This is a genomic window from Enterobacter vonholyi (assembly GCF_008364555.1).
Classification (GTDB): domain Bacteria; phylum Pseudomonadota; class Gammaproteobacteria; order Enterobacterales; family Enterobacteriaceae; genus Enterobacter; species Enterobacter vonholyi.
In genome coordinates, this window is the sequence record NZ_VTUC01000001.1 from 97360 (window position 1) to 114723 (window position 17364).

Consider the following 17364-nt stretch of genomic DNA (forward strand, 5'->3'; position numbering starts at 1 on the left):
TCAACGGGCGGCCCTGATACCTGAATTCCCCGCAGGTACATTCAGTGCCAGCCGAAACTGGCGTTGCGTTGCGCTCTACAACCCTTTATATCAAGGCGGTAACAGCCGTTTGATTACACCACCCGCGCAGGGATTGAGCAATCCATAAGAGAGGCATTCCTGCCTATGGCTGTGATAGGCTATGTCGAACATCATTGCGGAGCGTTATAAATTTATTTTTATTATAAAACCATCACAATATATAAGTGACAATTGTCATTTAATACGTTTACTCCCTACTCGAGGATAAAATTATCCTAATCGTCTTCGAAGCGCTATTTCAATAATCTGGCACCGTGATATATTAAGATGATTTTAATTTAAAACTACGAAAGTTAACCGAACGGATTGTTAATGATTAGCTTCAAACTATTGTTATCAGTTATATGATAACCAAAGCAAACGCAGCATCTCAGGACGAAACATGGCAAACCTCTATGACCTTAAAAAATTCGATCTTAATCTGTTAGTCATTTTTGAGTGTATTTACCAACACCTTAGTATCAGTAAAGCCGCCGAGACGCTGTATATCACGCCCTCTGCCGTGAGCCAGTCACTGCAACGCCTGAGAGGACAACTTAACGATCCTCTGTTTATCCGTTCCGGAAAAGGGATCACGCCCACGACCGTCGGCGTCAATTTGCATTATCATCTGGAACAGAACCTGAACCAGCTAGAGCAGACTATCAATATCATGCACAGCAGCGGGTTGAAGAAGAATTTTGTCATTTATTGCCCGCAGTTTATGAGTACGAAAGCAACCCTTGATCCTATAAAACTGCTCATGAATAACCATAACTATTCGATTGAATTACATGATGTTTTTCTTTCTCCTGATTCAGCGGAAGATCTCCTGGCCTACAGAAGGGCGGACTTGATATTCTCGTATTCCTCTTCTAACAGTCATTCTGTCGCCTGTAGCCTCTACCATAAACTTCCTTTCGTTCTCGTTTGTCGGGAGGGTCACCCCCGTCTCGGTGAAAATCCTACACGTGAAGAAATTCTGAATGAAAACTTCACCGCCTGCCTGAACGGTGAGAACAGCTTCAAAGGCTATCAGAACAAGGCCGATAACCTGTTATTCGAAAGAAATATCGTCTATCGTAGCGACTCTTTTATATCCCTTCTGTCGATGATCGGTTCATCCGATCTCATAGGTTTAGTACCCACGTCGGCCTTCGAACAATATGGGCCCGCCCTCAATCTGCGCAAAGTGGAAACAGACATTCATTTCCCCAGCATTGATATTTACATGATGTATAATCGTTCTGCACTCAATAGCTCGGCATTCGCCAGTTTTATTGGAGAAATATCATCACCGTGAATATTGATGTAGTTTTCGCACCAAATGGGAAACATACTGCAAAACATACACCACCGTTATAGAACTACGCGACATGACCGTCATATATCCATTTAATTGTTGACTGATATAATCCTCTCTTTGGTTTTGACGCTACAGTCTGGTATTTATTCCTCAGGATGAGAATAAACATGTCAATTTATAAATACCCTTTAAACCAGGATGTTCTTACTGCTGCTCGGGAACGAATAAAATGGACTCTCGAAAATTTTCCCAGAACCTGTGTTTCTTTTTCAGGTGGAAAAGACTCCACCGTCATGCTGCATCTGGTTGCCCAACAGGCGCGACAGATGAAAGTCAAAATAGATGTGCTCTTTATTGACTGGGAGGCGCAGTTTTCCCATACCATTAACCATGTGCAACATATGCGTGAATTGTACAGCGATGTCATTAACCATTTCTGGTGGGTCGCGCTTCCCCTGACAACGCAAAATTCACTGTCGCAATTCCAGCCGGAATGGCAATGCTGGGAACCCGGCACCCAATGGGTCCGCCAGCCTCCCGGCGATGCGATAACCGATCCCGCTTTTTTTCCTTTTTACCAGCCTGGAATGACGTTTGAAACCTTTGTCCGCAGTTTCTGCGACTGGTTCTCTCGCAATCGCCCGGCGGCGGTACTGATTGGCATCCGCGCCGATGAGTCTTACAACCGTTTCCTGGCTATTGCATCGGCGCGTAAGCAGCGGTTTGCCGACGATAAACCCTGGACTACCGTCGCACCGGGAGGACATGCCTGGTATATCTATCCTCTCTACGACTGGAAAACCGCCGATATATGGACCTGGTTCGCCAAATCAGGTTGTTGCTATAACCCACTTTATGACCTGATGTTTCAGGCTGGCGTGCCGCTACGCTACATGCGTATTTGTGAACCCTTTGGCCCGGAACAGCGCCAGGGACTATGGCTCTACCACGTTGTTGAGCCCGATCGCTGGGCGGCCATGTGCGAGCGCGTGAGCGGTGCGCGCAGCGGAGGAATGTACGCCGGACACGATAATCATTTTTATGGTCACCGAAAAATTTTGAAACCCGAACACCTCTGCTGGCGCGAATATGCCATGTTGCTCCTCGAAAGCATGCCGCAAAATACGGCTGAGCATTACCGCAATAAAATCGCCATTTATCTGCACTGGTATCAGAAGAGAGGCATGAAGGATATTCCCGATACCCAGGACGGTGATATCGGAGCCAAAGACATTCCCTCATGGCGCCGTATTTGCAAGGTTCTCCTGAATAACGACTACTGGTGCAGGGCGCTATCGTTCAGCCCGAATAAACCCAAACATTATCAGCGCTACAGCGACAGAATGAAGGCTAAACGCAAGGAGTGGGGCATATTATGCGACAAAGACTAATCACCGAGATGGAAACGTACCTTCAGTCACTTTCAGAAGAGGACCGCATTAACGCAATAAATGCTTTTCGTGAGGCGATCCATAAACACAGTCCGTTTCGCGAGCAACCGATAGACTGCGTCCTCTGGATAAGACAGGACGCTATTACCGCTAACGATTACAACCCCAATAACGTTGCTCCACCAGAAAAACGACTGCTCAGTAAGTCGCTGGAACTCGATGGATTCACCCAACCTATCGTTGTGACAGAAAGTGAACCGCAACACTACGAAATCGTGGATGGTTTTCATCGCCATGAAATCGGTAAAAATCGGGCGGCGTTGAAGCGTCAGCTTAAGGGTTATCTCCCCGTCACCTGCCTGCGTCGGGATCGGCAGGATAAACATAACCGTATGGCCGCAACCATTCGCCACAATCGGGCGCGGGGTCGACACCAGATTAACGCCATGTCGGAAATCGTTCGCGAGCTGGCGCTGCTTGGCTGGAATGATGAGAGAATAGGCAAAGAGCTGGGCATGGACAGCGATGAAGTCTTGCGCCTCAAGCAAATCAACGGCCTGCTGGAGCTGTTTGCAGACCGCCGTTACTCAGAAGCCTGGACGGTGAAATAATCAGAGCGTGTTCAGGCGCTCTGCCGCCGCCAGCAGCGTCGATTCCTGCTTCGCAAAGCAAAGACGGATCAGCTTATGCGGGAAGGGATCGGCGCAGAACACCGACAGCGGAATTGCGGCCACGCCGACCTCTTTCGTCAGCCACTGGCAGAAACTCACGTCGTCCAGCTCCGATATCGCGCTGTAGTCGGCGAGCAGGAAATAGGTCCCTTCTGAGGGCAAAATTTCCAGACGGCTTTTGCTTAATGCCGTCACAAACAGATCCCGACGTTCACGATAGAAGTGCGGCAGCTCGCGGTAATGTCCGGGCTCAGCGCGCAGCATATCCGCCAGCGCCAGCTGGGCCGGCGTGTTCACGGCAAAGGTCAGGTACTGGTGCACCTTGCGCAGCTCAGCGCTGATAGCCGCCGGTGCGACGCAGTAGCCCACTTTCCAGCCGGTCATATGGTAGGTCTTACCAAACGAAGAGACGGCGATAGCACGCTCGCGAAGCTGCGGATGGGCCAGCACGCTGGCGTGTCCCTCTTCAGCAAAGCAAATGTGCTCATAGACCTCATCGCTCAGCACGTAAATTTCGCGTTCCGCAATTGCCTGCCACAGCGCGGCGAAATCGGCTTTCTGCCACACCGTCGCCGACGGATTGTGCGGGGTATTCAGGATCACCAGGCGGGTTTTGTCGCTCAGCAGCGCAGCAAACGCCTGCCAGTCAGGGCGGAAATGCGGCGGCTGGAGCGCCACGCGTTTCACCACGCCGCCGGAGAGTTCAACCGCAGGCGCATAGCTGTCGTAGCTCGGATCAAAGCAGATGACTTCATCGCCCGTACGCACCAGCGCGGTGATGGCGGCATACAGCGCTTCGGTCGCCCCTGCCGTCACCGTAATGTCGCTGTTCGCATCGGGCTTATAGCCATACAGCTCCGCCGTTTTATCCGCAATGGCTTCCCGCAGCGCCTGCACGCCCGTCATCGGTGCATACTGATTTGCCCCCTGCGCCACGTGGTACGCGAGACGCTCCTGCAGATACGTCGGGCCATCGAAATCCGGGAACCCCTGAGAAAGGTTAATGGCGTTGTGCTTTTGTGCCAGAGCGCTCATCTGCGTAAAGATGGTGGTACCGAGATTGGGAAGTTTACTCTGCGGAATCAATGCGTTATTGCTCATTGTGTCGTGCCTGCCTGTAATACTTATGTTGCTGCCACTATAACACGATGTTAGTCTTTGGCAATCAAGACGCTTAGACGTCTAAACCATATGAATATTCCTGGCCGAGAGGGTAAAAGGAAATGAGAGATAACCTGCAACTCACGCATCTGGTCGACGCCTGCCGCTGGATTGGTGCCAAAGGCTGGGCCCCCGCCACCGGCGGCAACATGTCGGTGCGTCAGGACGAACATCTGTGCTGGCTCAGCGAATCCGGAAAGGACAAAGGCAGCCTCACCACCGATGACTTCCTCCAGGTCGAGATTGCCACCAATCGCGCCCCGTCCGGTCGTAAACCGTCGGCGGAGACCGGGCTGCATACCCTCATCTATCGCCTGTTCCCTGACGCCAACGCCGTCCTTCACGTTCACACGGTTAACGCCACGGTGCTGTCCCGTCTGGTCAAAGAAGCCGAGCTCAACATCAGCGGCTTTGAGATGCAAAAATCCCTCACCGGGCAGACCACGCATATGGACACGGTGGCTATCCCGATCTTTGATAACGACCAGGATATCGACGCCCTCGCCTCCCGAATCGCCCATTACGCAGAGGAACGCCCGCTTAATTATGGTTTTCTTCTGCGCGGTCATGGCTTAACCTGCTGGGGACGCGACGTGGCCGAGGCCCGCCGTCATCTGGAAGGGCTAGAATTCTTATTTGAATGCGAAATGCGTTTACGACAACTGGAGAGAATATGATTCGCGCGATTGTGACGGATATTGAAGGGACCACCAGCGATATTCGTTTTGTCCATAACGTTTTGTTCCCCTACGCGCGTGAGCGGCTGGCGGCCTTCGTGACCGCGCAGCAGTACGCCGAGCCGGTCAAATCCATTCTGGACAACCTGCGTGATGAAATCGATAACCCGCACGCCAGCGTCGGCGAACTTATCGACGCTCTGTTTGCCTTTATGGACGAAGACCGCAAATCGACCGCGCTCAAAGCCCTGCAGGGGATCATCTGGCACGACGGCTACGTTAACGGCGATTTTACCGGACACCTCTACCCCGACGTGCTGCCTGCACTGGAAAAGTGGAAAGCGCAAGGGATTGATCTCTATGTTTATTCCTCTGGCTCCGTCGCCGCGCAGAAACTGTTATTTGGCTACAGCGACGAAGGTGATATTACTCATCTGTTCAGCGGCTATTTTGATACCCACATCGGCGCCAAGCGCGAGGTGCAGTCTTATCAGAACATCGCGGCGCAAACGGGCATTGCCCCGTCGCAGATCCTGTTCCTGTCCGATATTCATCAGGAGCTGGATGCGGCTGAACAGGCAGGTTTTCGTACCCTGCAGCTGATTCGCGGTGATGATGACGGCGCAAGCCACCACCATCAGGTCCACCAGTTTGACGAGATTAACCCGGAGCAGATCCCTTCATGAGCGCATTGACCATTTATTCCGACAAAGACGCCAGTCAACACCAGTGGCACAGTACCGACGCCGCCGAGATTGCCCAACAGCTCAACGCGAAAGGCGTTCGGTTTGAACGCTGGGCTGCGGATCGCGATTTAGGACACGATCCCGCGCCTGAAGCAGTGATCGAGGCGTATCAACATGCGATCGACAAACTGGTGGCAGAGAAGGGTTACCAGAGCTGGGACGTGATCAGCCTGCGCGCCGACAATCCGCAGAAAGATGCGCTACGCGCGAAGTTCCTGAACGAACACACCCACGGCGAAGACGAGGTACGCTTTTTCGTGGAAGGCGCGGGGCTGTTCTGCCTGCACATTGGCGATGAGGTGTATCAGGTGCTGTGCGAGAAAAACGACCTGATCTCCGTCCCCGCGGGCACGCCGCACTGGTTTGATATGGGCTCAGAGCCGAACTTTACCGCCATTCGTATTTTCGATAACCCGGAAGGCTGGGTGGCCCAGTTTACCGGTGATGCCATCGCGGATGCGTATCCACGCCTGGCATGATCTTTTCTCCCTCTCCCTGTGGGAGAGGGTAGGAGTGAGGGCATCCGCGCGCGTTACACCTTCAATCCCTTCACATATCCCACCAGCTGATCCAGCACAATCCCCCATCCTTCGTGGAAGCCCATCTGTTCATGCTGCTCGCGGATCTCCTTCGTCGGATGACGCGCAATCGCCGTATAGCGGGTCTTCCCCTCCCCGACATCTTCCAGCAATAAAATCGCCGTCATAAACGGCTTCTCGGCCGGTTTCCAGCCTTCGGTATAGCCGTCGGTAAAGACCAGCTTTTTACCGGGATCGATTTCCAGGAAGACGCCCCGGTTATCCATCCGCTGACCGTCCACCTCAAATACGGTGTTGAACCGCCCGCCCACGCGCAGGTCGAGATCGCATTCGGTCACCTTATGGGGAGCAGGAATGAAGAAGTTTTTGATGTGTTCCGGCCTAGTCCAGCAGAGCCAAAGCAGGTCGCGCGGTGCATCCACCACGCGCTCCAGTTTTAAGTCAGTTTCAGGATCGAGCGTCACGATGTTGTCCTCTTAAGGGAGCCCCTTAAAGGATAGCCGGACTCAGGCAAATTTCCCTTCCGCAACCTCTTCCGGCGTGACCACGCCCGTATCCAGCACCCAGCCGCTAATCAGCGAGGCTGGCGTAACGTCAAACGCCGGGTTGTAGACCTGCGCGTTTTCCGGCGCCCACTGAACCGCGCCAAAGCTTCCGGCGACGCCCGTCACCTCGCTGGCGGCACGCTGCTCAATCGGGATCGCGTCGCCGTTCGGGCATTCAGGGTCGAGGGTCGTTTGCGGCGCGGCCACATAGAACGGAATGCCGTGGAATTTTGCCAGCACCGCCAGGGAGTAGGTGCCGATTTTGTTCGCCACGTCGCCGTTAGCCGCAATGCGGTCTGCGCCCACCCACACGGCGTCTACCTGCCCTTTCGCCATCAGGCTGGCGGCCATGGAATCGGTAATCAGCTGATACGGCACGCCCAGCTCGCCAAGCTCCCACGCGGTCAATCTACCGCCCTGCAGCAGCGGGCGGGTTTCATCGACCCAGACGTTGCTGACGTTGCCTTCCCGGTGCGCGCGAGCAATGACCCCAAGCGCCGTACCGACCCCCGCCGTTGCCAGTCCGCCGGTGTTGCAGTGGGTCAGCAGGCGGCTGCCGGGCTTCACCAGCGCGCTGCCCGCTTTCGCAATGGCATCACAGAGTCGTTTATCTTCATCAATCAGGCGCAGCGCTTCCGACACCAGCGCCGGAACATACTCTTCCTGCCACAGCGCAATCTTCATGCGGTCGAGATTGTTCATGAGGTTCCCCGCCGTCGGGCGGGACGCGCGCAGGGTTTCCAGCGCAACCGCCAGCTCGTCACGGTTTTTGCCGTTTTCCGCCAGCAGCGCCAGCAGCAGGCTTGCAGAGAGACCAATCAGCGGCGCGCCGCGCACGCGCAGGGCGTGGATATGCCCAACCAGCGCCTCTACGGTCGAGGCATCCAGCCAGCGTATCTCCTGCGGGAGGGCCTGCTGGTCGAGAATAAAGAGCTGATTATTCGCCACCCGCAGGCTGGTCGTCTGTAATGTCTGCATGTCGTTAATTCCCTGTTGCGTTGTTGTAGCACATTGTGTCAGGATGAAATCCAGATGTATAGACGTCTACATGTCTTAATTTAAAAACTCGTGAGGAGCAGGCCATGTCGCAATACCGTACCTTTACCGCTCAGGATGCCGTGGAGTATGCCAGGCAGTTTGGCGGACTTGACGATCCTTCATCGCTGGTAGAGGCGCAGGAGATTGGCGACGGCAACCTCAATCTGGTCTTTAAAATTTTCGACAGCGCGGGCGTGAGCCGCATCGTCGTTAAGCAGGCGCTACCCTACGTGCGCTGCGTCGGCGAGTCCTGGCCGCTGACGCTGGACCGCGCCCGCCTGGAGGCGCAAACCCTGGTCGAGCACTACCGGCACAGCCCGCAGCACACCGTGAAAATCCACCACTTCGATCCGGAGCTGGCGGTGATGGTGATGGAAGATCTCTCCAGCCATCGCATCTGGCGCGGCGAGCTGATCAAAAATAATTATTACCCGCTGGCGGCGCGCCAGCTGGGTGAATACCTCGCGCACGCGCTGTTCCACACCAGCGATTTCTACCTGCACCCGCACGAGAAGAAAGCGCAGGTGGCGAAATTCATCAACCCGGAGATGTGCGAGATCACCGAAGATCTGTTCTTCAACGATCCGTACCAGATCCACGAGCGCAACAGCTACCCGGCCGAGCTGGAAAATGACGTCGCGGCGCTGCGCGACGACGCCCAGCTGAAAATAGCCGTGGCCTCCCTGAAGCACCGCTTCTTCTCGCACGCCGAAGCGCTCCTGCACGGCGATATTCACAGCGGGTCGATTTTTGTGGCGCACGGCAGCCTGAAGGCCATCGACGCCGAGTTTGGCTACTTTGGCCCGATTGGCTTTGACGTCGGTACCGCCATCGGCAACCTGCTGCTGAACTTCTGCGGCCTGCCGGGGCACCTGGGCATTCGCGATGCCGCCGCCGCGCGCGAGCAGCGCCTGACCGATATTCAGGAGCTGTGGAACACCTTCGCGGAACGCTTCCAGGCACTGGCACACGAGAAAACGCGCGACGCCGCGCTCGGCGCGCCGGGTTACGCCTCTGCGTTCCTGAAAAAGGTCTGGCATGACGCCATCGGCTTCTGCGGCACCGAACTCATTCGCCGCAGCGTCGGGCTTTCCCACGTCGCGGATATCGACACCATTCAGGACGAGGCCATGCGACACGAATGCCTGCGCCACGCGATAACGCTCGGTAAAGCGCTAATTGTGATTGCCGACCGCATCGACAGCGTGGAAGATCTGGTGGCGCGGGTGCGGCAGTACAGTTGATTTTCTCCCTCTCCCTGTGGGAGAGGGCCGGGGTGAGGGCATCAAACCGCGCTTACCCCAAATACTCAATCACCGACAGCCCGCCGTTATAATCCGTGCTGTAGATAATTCCCTGCGCATCCACAAACACGTCACACGACTGGATCACCTGCGGGCGATTCGGGCGGGTATCCATCATTTTCTCCGGTGCTGCGGGCACCAGCGCCCCCGTTTCAACCGGTCTATACGGATTGGAAATGTCATACGCGCGCACGCCCGCGTTCTGATACGTCGCAAAGATCAGCGTTGAGCTGACAAAGCTCCCCGGCCGGTTCTCGTGCAGGTTGTGTGGCCCGAAATGCGCCCCTTTCGCCACGTAGTCGGTTTCATCCGGCTGCGGGAAGGTCGAGATGCTTACCGGATTCGACGGCTCGCGGATATCAAACAGCCAGATCAGCTTCTCACCGTCTTCCTGGTTATCGAGCACCGCTTCGTCCAGCACCACCAGCAGATCGCGGTCGGGCAGCGGCAGCGCGGTGTGCGTGCCGCCGCCAAACGGCGGGCTCCAGTTACGGTGGCTAATGAGCTTAGGCTGGGTACGATCCTTCACGTCCAGCAGCGTCAGGCCGCCGTCGCGCCAGCTGCCGTACGCGGTATCGCCTGCAATAATCGCATGGTGCAGCGCGTAGCGTTTCCCTTCCGGCCAGTTCGGCTTCTCACCTTTGGCCTGGTTCATGCCCGGCAGCCACCAGCGCCCTGCCACCTCAGGCTTACGCGGGTCGGCCAGGTCGATCGTCAAAAAGATGTAGTCGGTAAAGCCGTCGATCAGCGCCGACACGTACGCCCAGCGTCCGCCGATGTACCAGATGCGGTGGATGCCGATACCGCTCAGCGACAGAAAACCGATTTCGCGCGGCTTGTCCGGCGTGGAGATATCAAAAACGCGAAGCCCCGCGCTCCAGCCTTTGTCCTGCACGTCGCTGACGGTCTCGCCCACCTGCCGGGTGTAGTAGACCTTCTCGTCGGCAAAACGCGCATCGGCAAAAAGATCCCGCGCGTTGATGACCAGCAGGAGATCGTCATGCGCCTGCAGATGCACGTTCCAGGTGCCCGGCGGCGCGGGCACGTAGCCTGCCGCTTTCGGGTTTTTCGGGTCGCGCACGTCGACAATCGAAAAGCCCTGCGACACCATATGGCCGATATAGGCGAAACCGCGATGCACCATCAGCTGCACGCCGTCCGGGCGACCACCCTGATCGCTATGGCCAATCAGCCGCATATTGCGGCTGTATTCGGGCGTAGGGAGCTCGCTCATTTATTTTTCGCTTCCAGCGTCGCAAACCACGGCGCAATGAAATCTTCCGTCTGGCCCCAGCCCGGAATGATTTTGCCCAGCGACGCCACGTTCACCGCGCCCGGCTGGGCGGTCAGCAGCGCCTGAGGAATGGCCGCCGCCTTAAAATCGTAGGTCGCTGGCGTCGCTTCCCCGGCAATCTTGTTCGCCACCAGACGCACGTTGGTCGCCCCAATCAGCTTCGGATCCACCGCCACGCTCACCTTCCACGGGCTGCCCGGCTCGCGCATAAGCTGCAGATCCTGGTTGGAGATGTCGATGCTGTAGAGCTTAATCTCGGTGCGGCCGTTCTCTTTCAGCGCCTTATACGCGCCCTGGCTGAAGGCGTCCCAGGTTCCCCAGATGGCATCGATTTTGCCTTTCGGGTATTTAGCGAGGATTGCGCCCACCTTGTTGGCGGTGTCGCCCTGCACGTCGGAAGAGACCGCGCCGATAGACTCCAGCTCTTTAATGTCCGGATACTGTTTTTGCAGCTCTTTATAGGCCGCCTGACGACGCTCCATCGGCGGGAAGCCCGCCACCCATAGCTTGACGATATTGGCCTTGCCGTTGAAATCTTTCGCCAGCTGGCCGAAGGAGAGGTTCGTCAGGGAGGCATCGTCTTGCTGGGTAACGGTCACGCCCGGGATCTCGCCGTTGACGGCGGTATCAAACACCGCGACCTTAATCCCGGCGTCCACCGCCTTCTTCACCAGCGCGGTGGAGTACGGATCGCGGCCCTGAGACAAGATAATCCCGTCGTACTTCTGGCTGATGGCCTGGTTCACGAAGTCCTGGAATTTGGCGTCGTCGCCGTTGCTTAAAAAGGTGCTGACCTTAAAGCCAAGCTTCTTCCCTTCCTGAATGGCCCCGGCAATAAACTGCGTGGTGTTGTCGTCTGAGCCGAGGTTACGGATCACCGCTATGCGGATCGGGCCGTCATGGTTCGCAATGGCAGCCGGAAGCGGTGCGGGCGTGGCCGCGAAGCCAGGCAGAGCGGTGAATAACCCTAATGCCACCAAAGAGAGTGCAATCTTTTTCATTTTTTATCCCGTTGTGTTGTCAGCGTTTTTGTATGTAGGTAATCGCCAGCGCTACCGCGAGCACCAGCCCTTTTATAATGTCCATGGCGTAATACGGCACGGAGAGCATCACCAGCCCGTTCGACAGCACGCCGAGAATCACCGCCCCGACCAGGGTCCCCAGCGCGTTCGGCTTGCCGGACCCGGCCAGCGAGAAGCCAATCCACGCCGCCGCCACCGCATCCATCAGATATCCGCCGCCTGCGTTCACCTGCGACGACCCGATGCGCGAGGCCAGCAAAATCCCGCCCAGGCCCGCCAGCAGGGAGGCAATCACGTAGGCCGCCACCTTGTAGCGGGTGGTGCGAATCCCGGAGAGACGCGCCGCTTCCGGGTTACCGCCAATGGCGTACATCCGGCGTCCGTGAGTGGTGAGCGACAGCCCCAGCTGTGCCAGCACGGTCACCACCAGCATGACGATCACGATGGTCGGCACCTGTCCCAGCAGGCTGAACGTCGCCGGAATAGTCCCTTCCGCCATATCGCCGCTCGGCAGCACCATGTTTTCGGTAATCGACCCGCCGTAGCTGTAGGTCATCGCCACGCCCTGGATCACAAATAGGCTGGCCAGCGTCGCGAGCATGTCCGGAATACGCAGGATAACGATCAGAAAGGCGTTAAACAGTCCCACCAGCGTGCAGAGCGCGAGGGTAATCAGAATCGACTCGGTGGTGCCGAAGCCGTGCCAGACGAAAAGGGAAATCACCAGCGCGTTCGCCAGCGACGCGGTAGACCCCACGGAGAGATCGAATCCGCCGATGGTCAGCGAAATCGACACGCCTATGGCAATCACCGTCACGATGGCAATCGAGCGCAGAATGTTGATGATGTTGTTCGGATCGAGGAAGCTGTCCGACGCCAGGCCAAAGACGGCCACCAGCGCGACGACGGTCAGCAACATGCCCCACCTGTAGAGAAAATCGAAAATCTGCTGACGGCCAGACGCCGTCGCGTTTACTGAAAGGGCCTTGCTCACGACGCCGTTCCTCCGGTTGAATAATAAAGTAATGTCTCTTCACGGGCCTCGGTCCCGGCGATTTCCGCCACGATGCGCCCGTCCCACAGGACGCAGATGCGGTCGCACAGCCCGACCAGCTCGGCAAATTCGCCGGAGGCGTAAATCACCCCTTTGCCCTCGCGCGCCAGGCCGTCAATCAGCTGGAAAAGATCGGTTTTGGCCTTCACGTCCACGCCTTTGGTCGGCTCGTCGAAGATCAGCACGCTCGCGTCATTGCGCAGCCACTTGCCGATAGCCACCTTCTGCTGGTTACCGCCGGACAGACGTCGCAAAACCTGCCCGGGACCGCGCGCGCGAACGCCGACGCGGGCGATCACCTCCTCCGCCCAGCGCCACGCCTGACGATGGCCGAACAGGCTCCAGCGCGAGAAGCTGTTATCAGCGCACACGGCAAGGTTCATGCTCACCGGCTCGTCGATAAAAATACCCTCTTTACGCCGCTCTTCCGGCACCAGCGCCAGCCCGCGCAGCACCGAGTCCGCCGGATCGCGCGGCTGCCAGGGCTGTTGATTCAGCTCACCGCGCGCCACGCGGCTTTTGCTGGCACCAAACAGCGCCTTACAGAGTTCGGTTTTTCCCGCCCCCGCCAGCCCGGCAATACCAAGAATTTCGCCCTTGCGCAGGTGCAGGGAGATATCTTTCAGCAGCGCGTCGTCGTGCAGACCTTCTACCCGCAGCAACGTTTCGTCGCCGTGCGGCGGCCGCGCGGGCGGATAGATATCGCTCAGCACGTGGCCGAGCATCTTCTCGACGATCGCTTCTCCGCTAAGATCGGCCATCGGTCCGGACTCAATCAGCTTGCCGTCGCGCAGCACCGTCAGGGTGTCGCAGATGGCCTTCAGCTCGTGAATGCGGTGGGAGATAAACACCACGCCGATGCCCTGCTGCTTTAAGCGTCTTACTACCGCAAACAGGCGCTCGCTCTCGTGCGCGTCCAGCGGCGCGGTGGGCTCATCAAGAATCAAAAAACGGCAGTGGTGGGACAGCGCCCGCGCCAGCAAAATCTGCTGCTTTTCGGCAAGCGTGCAGCTGTCGATGGAACGGCGTACGTCCAGAGAAACATCCAGCTGCGCCAGCGCCTGTCTCGCCTGCTGACGGATCGCTCCCCAGCTGAAGCGATGCCCCGGCTGCGCCAGCTGGTCGAGCATGATGTTCTCGGCGATGCTTAACCCCGGGATCAGGGCCACGTCCACTTCCTGCTGCACAAGGTGGATCCCCAGCCGTTTGGCATCGAGCGGTTCGCGGATGCTCACCGGCTGGTTGTTAATACTGATCTCGCCCTCATAGTGGTCGTGCGTCCCGCACAGCACCGCCATCAGCGTCGATTTTCCCGCGCCGTTGGCGCCGGTCAGCGCGTGTACGGAGCCGCCGGCTAAGGTGAAATTCACGCGCGACAGCGCCTGAAAGCCGGAAAAGGCCAGGCTGATACCGCGCATTTCAAGGCGACTGGAAACCATCCGCGTAAATCCTTCATTACTCTTCTGATTTATCGAATTTTTCACAGCTCCGGTTGACTGACAACGACGGAAAAGGCATAAGTTAAAGCGAAATATTATTAGCCATCCGGATGTCCAGACATAACATCGGGTTAGCGCTTCCCAAAAAGGACACCATCATGAGCAACACCGATATCCGCGTCGTGCCTGGCCCGGCGAACTACTTCTCTCATTCCGGAAGCCTTGCGCATCTGAATGACTTCTTTACCCCTGAACAGCTTTCCCGCGCGGTGTGGATCTACGGCGAGCGCGCGATCGAAGGCGCGCGCCCTTTCCTGCCGGAGAGCTTTAATGCGCCGGGGGCGAAACACCTGCTGTTTAAAGGCCACTGCAGCGAGCGCGACGTCACCGATCTGGTGAATGAATCCGGCAGCGACGCCAGCGTGGTGATTGGCGTTGGCGGCGGCACGGTGCTCGATGCCGTCAAGGCCGTGGCGCGCCGCTTAGGAGTGCCGTTCGTGGGCATCCCCACTATTGCCGCCACCTGCGCGGCGTGGACCCCGCTCTCCGTCTGGTACAACGATGCCGGTCAGGCGCTGCATTTTGAGATCTTCGACGACGCCAACTTCCTGGTACTGGTGGAGCCGCAGATCGTCCTTAACGCACCCGCGGAATACCTGCTGGCGGGCATCGGCGATACGCTGGCGAAGTGGTACGAAGCGGTAGTGCTCGCCCCGCAGCCTGAAAAGCTGCCGCTGACCGTGCGGCTGGGCATCAACGGCGCGCTGGCTATCCGCGACGTGCTGCTGGAGCACAGTGAGGAAGCCCTGGCTGACCAGCAGCGCGGTGAACAGACGCAGGCGTTCCGGGACGTGGTGGATGCGATTATCGCAGGCGGCGGGATGGTCGGCGGTCTGGGCGAACGCTATACCCGCGTGGCGGCGGCGCATGCGGTGCACAACGGTTTGACCGTGCTGCCGCAGACGGAAAAATACCTCCACGGCACCAAGGTGGCCTACGGCATTCTGGTGCAGAGCGCCCTGCTCGGCCAGGACGACGTGCTGGCACAGCTGGTCTCGGCGTATCGGCGTTTTAACCTGCCGACCACGCTTCGCGCGCTGGAGGTCGATATTAACAGCCGAGAGGAGCTGGATAAGGTGATTGCCCACACCCTGCGTCCGGTGGAGTCAATTCATTATCTGCCGGTGACGTTAACGCCCGACGTTCTGCGCGCGGCGTTTGAGAAGGTGGAATACTTCAGCCGTTAATCTCCCTGACCGTCTATACCTAATGATGATTCTTACCACTCTCGTAACGAGGTCATCATGCAGATCGATTTAACAGGTAAAAAGGCGCTGGTTACCGGTGCCAGCCGCGGGTTGGGTCGGGCTATTGCACTGTCGCTGGCGCGCGCCGGTGCGGATGTGATTATTACGTATGAAAAATCTGCCGATAAAGCCCAGGCGGTCGCCAATGAGATTAAGGCGCTGGGACGACACGGCGAAGCCGTGCAGGCGGACAGCGCCAGCGCGCAGGCGATTCAGGATGCCGTCACCCATGCGGCGCGTTCCCTTAGCGGGCTGGATATTCTGGTCAATAACGCCGGGATCGCGCGCGGCGGCCCGCTGGAGTCTATGACGCTGGCGGACATCGACGCGCTCATCAACGTCAACATTCGCGGCGTGGTGATCGCCATTCAGGAAGCGCTGGTGCACATGTCTGACGGCGGGCGCATTATCAACATCGGCAGCTGTCTGGCCAACCGCGTGGCGATGCCGGGTATTGCCGTTTACTCGATGACCAAGTCTGCCCTCAACTCCCTCACCCGCGGCCTGGCGCGCGATCTGGGGCCGCGCGGTATTACCGTTAACCTTGTCCACCCCGGCCCCACCAACAGCGATATGAATCCGGAAGACGGCGAACAGGCGGAAGCCCAGCGCCAGATGATCGCCGTCGGCCACTACGGCCAGCCGGAAGACATCGCGGCGGCGGTCACGTTTCTTGCCAGCCCAGCCGCCGGGCAGATCTCCGGTACCGGCCTGGATGTGGACGGCGGGTTGAACGCCTGATCGCAATCACCCTGCAAGCCTCTGTCGCCAGGCAGAGGCCTTCTCGAGCCGCCTCGAAGGTTTGCGTTTTGCCTCTTACCTGTATTTTTCTCCGCTCTACAGTACCCCATAAGAAATTCGGAATTTATCTAATAGCCTTATTATTTCCTTATATTTTGTGTGGGCGTACAGTGGAGGTACGGATGAAGATTGTCTGGTCAAAGAATGCAAAGAAAGAGTTTTCCAAAATCGATGGCCGATATCAGCGAAGAATCAAAGCAAAACTTGCTGAGCTGGGCGATCGCTCAGCTCCCCGGCCCGATATCAAAAAAAAATCGGCAACAGAAAATCATTTTCGGCTACGCGTTGGCGATTACCGCATTCTGATTACACTTCGGGACGATCCCGATAACCATTGTTATGTTTTGGCCGTCAAGCGCAGAACATCAACGACCTACCTTCACGAGGAGAAAGCCCCCTATGGCTGTTCAGCTAATTAAGGACGATGACGGAAAAGCGCAGTACGCCGTTATTCCCTATGATGAATACTTTCGTATGTGCTTACAGATGGCAGAAATTGACGACGAAACCGATGATGATCTAGAGGATATTGAAGTCGAACACGATTGTTATGATGACGTAGGATTACCTGGTGAAGTATGCGACGTCATGCATAGCGAGAACGTCAGCCTGCAGGCCGCGTGGCGTATCCTGCGCGGGCTATCCCAGCAGGAGGTGGCGGAGAAACTCGGCATCAGCCAGTCCGCCGTGTCACAGCTGGAAGCGCTGGACTCCCGTCCGCAAAAGCGCACCCGCAAAAAGCTGGCGGCGATCTACGGCTGTAAGCAGGAGCAGATCAGCCTCTATTTACCGAAAGAGGGTTAACAGCACTTCGCTCCGCCCTTGCCGCCGTAGCGGGCATCCTGGCGGTCACGGAAAAATTCTTCGTAGGTCATGGGCGTCTGGTCCGGATGATTGACGCGCATATGCTCGACGTAGTTGTCGTAGTCCGGCACGCCAATCATCATTTTGGCGGCCTGGCCCAGGTACTTACCTGCTTTGGAAAGGGTGTCGAACATAGGTCATTTCT

Annotated in this window: 19 protein-coding genes; 11 read left to right on the forward strand and 8 right to left on the reverse strand. The window is 57.1% G+C overall.

What is annotated here, in order from left to right; genetic code table 11:
* Positions 1–463: 463 nt before the first annotated feature.
* The 3 genes from citR (at position 464) to F0319_RS00525 (ending at position 3368) form a co-directional block, all read left to right on the forward strand.
* Complete coding sequence (citR, locus tag F0319_RS00515; RefSeq protein ID WP_111964407.1) at positions 464–1363, forward strand: DNA-binding transcriptional repressor CitR; 900 nt, start codon at positions 464–466, stop codon at positions 1361–1363.
* A 170-nt stretch (positions 1364–1533) separates the two neighbouring features.
* Positions 1534–2757 carry a phosphoadenosine phosphosulfate reductase gene (locus F0319_RS00520; protein ID WP_111964408.1) on the forward strand — a complete coding sequence of 408 codons (1224 nt, stop codon included), beginning with the start codon at positions 1534–1536 and terminating at the stop codon, positions 2755–2757.
* Positions 2742–3368: an IbrB-like domain-containing protein gene (locus F0319_RS00525; RefSeq protein WP_111964409.1), complete on the forward strand. Its 627-nt coding sequence runs from the start codon at positions 2742–2744 to the stop codon at positions 3366–3368. The genes F0319_RS00520 and F0319_RS00525 overlap by 16 nt, the downstream gene beginning before the upstream one ends.
* Here F0319_RS00525 and F0319_RS00530 read toward each other — a convergent pair whose 3' ends face one another.
* A complete protein-coding gene (locus F0319_RS00530) occupies positions 3369–4529 on the reverse strand; it encodes a pyridoxal phosphate-dependent aminotransferase (RefSeq protein WP_111964410.1) in 1161 nt (386 codons plus the stop codon).
* Positions 4530–4651: 122 nt separating this feature from the next.
* On the opposite strand from F0319_RS00530, the gene F0319_RS00535 reads away from it, so the two are divergent.
* From F0319_RS00535 to F0319_RS00545, 3 genes are read left to right on the forward strand one after another with little or no spacing between them, the layout of a single operon-like run.
* A complete protein-coding gene (locus tag F0319_RS00535; protein ID WP_111964411.1) occupies positions 4652–5266 on the forward strand; it encodes a methylthioribulose 1-phosphate dehydratase in 615 nt (204 codons plus the stop codon).
* Positions 5263–5952, forward strand: a complete 690-nt coding sequence (mtnC, locus tag F0319_RS00540) for an acireductone synthase (protein WP_149366036.1) — start codon at positions 5263–5265, stop codon at positions 5950–5952. The genes F0319_RS00535 and mtnC overlap by 4 nt, the downstream gene beginning before the upstream one ends.
* Positions 5949–6491 (forward strand): 1,2-dihydroxy-3-keto-5-methylthiopentene dioxygenase, encoded by a 543-nt coding sequence (locus F0319_RS00545; RefSeq protein WP_023293046.1) that lies wholly within the window; start codon positions 5949–5951, stop codon positions 6489–6491. Before mtnC ends, F0319_RS00545 begins: the two co-directional genes overlap by 4 nt.
* A gap of 53 nt (positions 6492–6544) precedes the next feature.
* Here the strand turns inward: F0319_RS00545 and F0319_RS00550 are convergent, their stop codons facing one another.
* Together F0319_RS00550 and mtnA are read right to left on the reverse strand one after the other, a co-directional pair.
* On the reverse strand, positions 6545–7015 hold the full coding sequence (locus tag F0319_RS00550) for an SRPBCC family protein (protein ID WP_111964413.1): 471 nt from the start codon (positions 7013–7015) through the stop codon (positions 6545–6547).
* A gap of 42 nt (positions 7016–7057) precedes the next feature.
* The gene (gene mtnA / locus F0319_RS00555; protein ID WP_149366037.1) at positions 7058–8074 is read right to left on the reverse strand and encodes an S-methyl-5-thioribose-1-phosphate isomerase; all 1017 of its coding nucleotides are present in this window, start codon (positions 8072–8074) and stop codon (positions 7058–7060) included.
* Between the two features lie 104 nt (positions 8075–8178).
* On the opposite strand from mtnA, the gene mtnK reads away from it, so the two are divergent.
* Entirely contained in the window at positions 8179–9378 is a 1200-nt protein-coding gene (mtnK, locus tag F0319_RS00560) for an S-methyl-5-thioribose kinase (RefSeq protein ID WP_149366038.1), read from the forward strand.
* Between the two features lie 52 nt (positions 9379–9430).
* Here mtnK and F0319_RS00565 read toward each other — a convergent pair whose 3' ends face one another.
* Genes F0319_RS00565 through F0319_RS00580 form a run of 4 tightly spaced genes read right to left on the reverse strand, consistent with a single transcriptional unit; the run spans position 9431 to position 14247 of the window.
* Positions 9431–10672, reverse strand: a complete 1242-nt coding sequence (locus tag F0319_RS00565; protein WP_149366039.1) for an LVIVD repeat-containing protein — start codon at positions 10670–10672, stop codon at positions 9431–9433.
* Positions 10669–11733, reverse strand: coding sequence for a sugar ABC transporter substrate-binding protein (locus F0319_RS00570; protein WP_048026943.1), 1065 nt, complete (start codon positions 11731–11733; stop codon positions 10669–10671). The genes F0319_RS00565 and F0319_RS00570 overlap by 4 nt, the downstream gene beginning before the upstream one ends.
* A 19-nt stretch (positions 11734–11752) precedes the next feature.
* Complete coding sequence (locus F0319_RS00575) at positions 11753–12748, reverse strand: ABC transporter permease (RefSeq protein ID WP_115874471.1); 996 nt, start codon at positions 12746–12748, stop codon at positions 11753–11755.
* Positions 12745–14247, reverse strand: a complete 1503-nt coding sequence (locus F0319_RS00580; protein WP_149366040.1) for a sugar ABC transporter ATP-binding protein — start codon at positions 14245–14247, stop codon at positions 12745–12747. The genes F0319_RS00575 and F0319_RS00580 overlap by 4 nt, the downstream gene beginning before the upstream one ends.
* 158 nt (positions 14248–14405) lie before the next feature.
* On the opposite strand from F0319_RS00580, the gene F0319_RS00585 reads away from it, so the two are divergent.
* The 4 genes from F0319_RS00585 to F0319_RS00600 all read left to right on the forward strand — a co-directional run bounded on the left by F0319_RS00585 (position 14406) and on the right by F0319_RS00600 (position 17159).
* On the forward strand, positions 14406–15494 hold the full coding sequence (locus tag F0319_RS00585) for an oxidoreductase (protein ID WP_149366041.1): 1089 nt from the start codon (positions 14406–14408) through the stop codon (positions 15492–15494).
* A 57-nt stretch (positions 15495–15551) separates the two neighbouring features.
* A complete protein-coding gene (locus tag F0319_RS00590) occupies positions 15552–16295 on the forward strand; it encodes an SDR family NAD(P)-dependent oxidoreductase (protein WP_149366042.1) in 744 nt (247 codons plus the stop codon).
* A gap of 182 nt (positions 16296–16477) precedes the next feature.
* Positions 16478–16774 (forward strand): type II toxin-antitoxin system RelE family toxin, encoded by a 297-nt coding sequence (locus tag F0319_RS00595; RefSeq protein WP_149366043.1) that lies wholly within the window; start codon positions 16478–16480, stop codon positions 16772–16774.
* Positions 16755–17159: a helix-turn-helix domain-containing protein gene (locus tag F0319_RS00600; RefSeq protein ID WP_149366044.1), complete on the forward strand. Its 405-nt coding sequence runs from the start codon at positions 16755–16757 to the stop codon at positions 17157–17159. The genes F0319_RS00595 and F0319_RS00600 overlap by 20 nt, the downstream gene beginning before the upstream one ends.
* On the opposite strand, the gene F0319_RS00605 is transcribed toward F0319_RS00600, so the two are convergent.
* Positions 17156–17353 carry a YbdD/YjiX family protein gene (locus F0319_RS00605; RefSeq protein WP_006809671.1) on the reverse strand — a complete coding sequence of 66 codons (198 nt, stop codon included), beginning with the start codon at positions 17351–17353 and terminating at the stop codon, positions 17156–17158. The genes F0319_RS00600 and F0319_RS00605 overlap by 4 nt on opposite strands.
* Between the last annotated feature and the right edge of the window lie 11 nt (positions 17354–17364).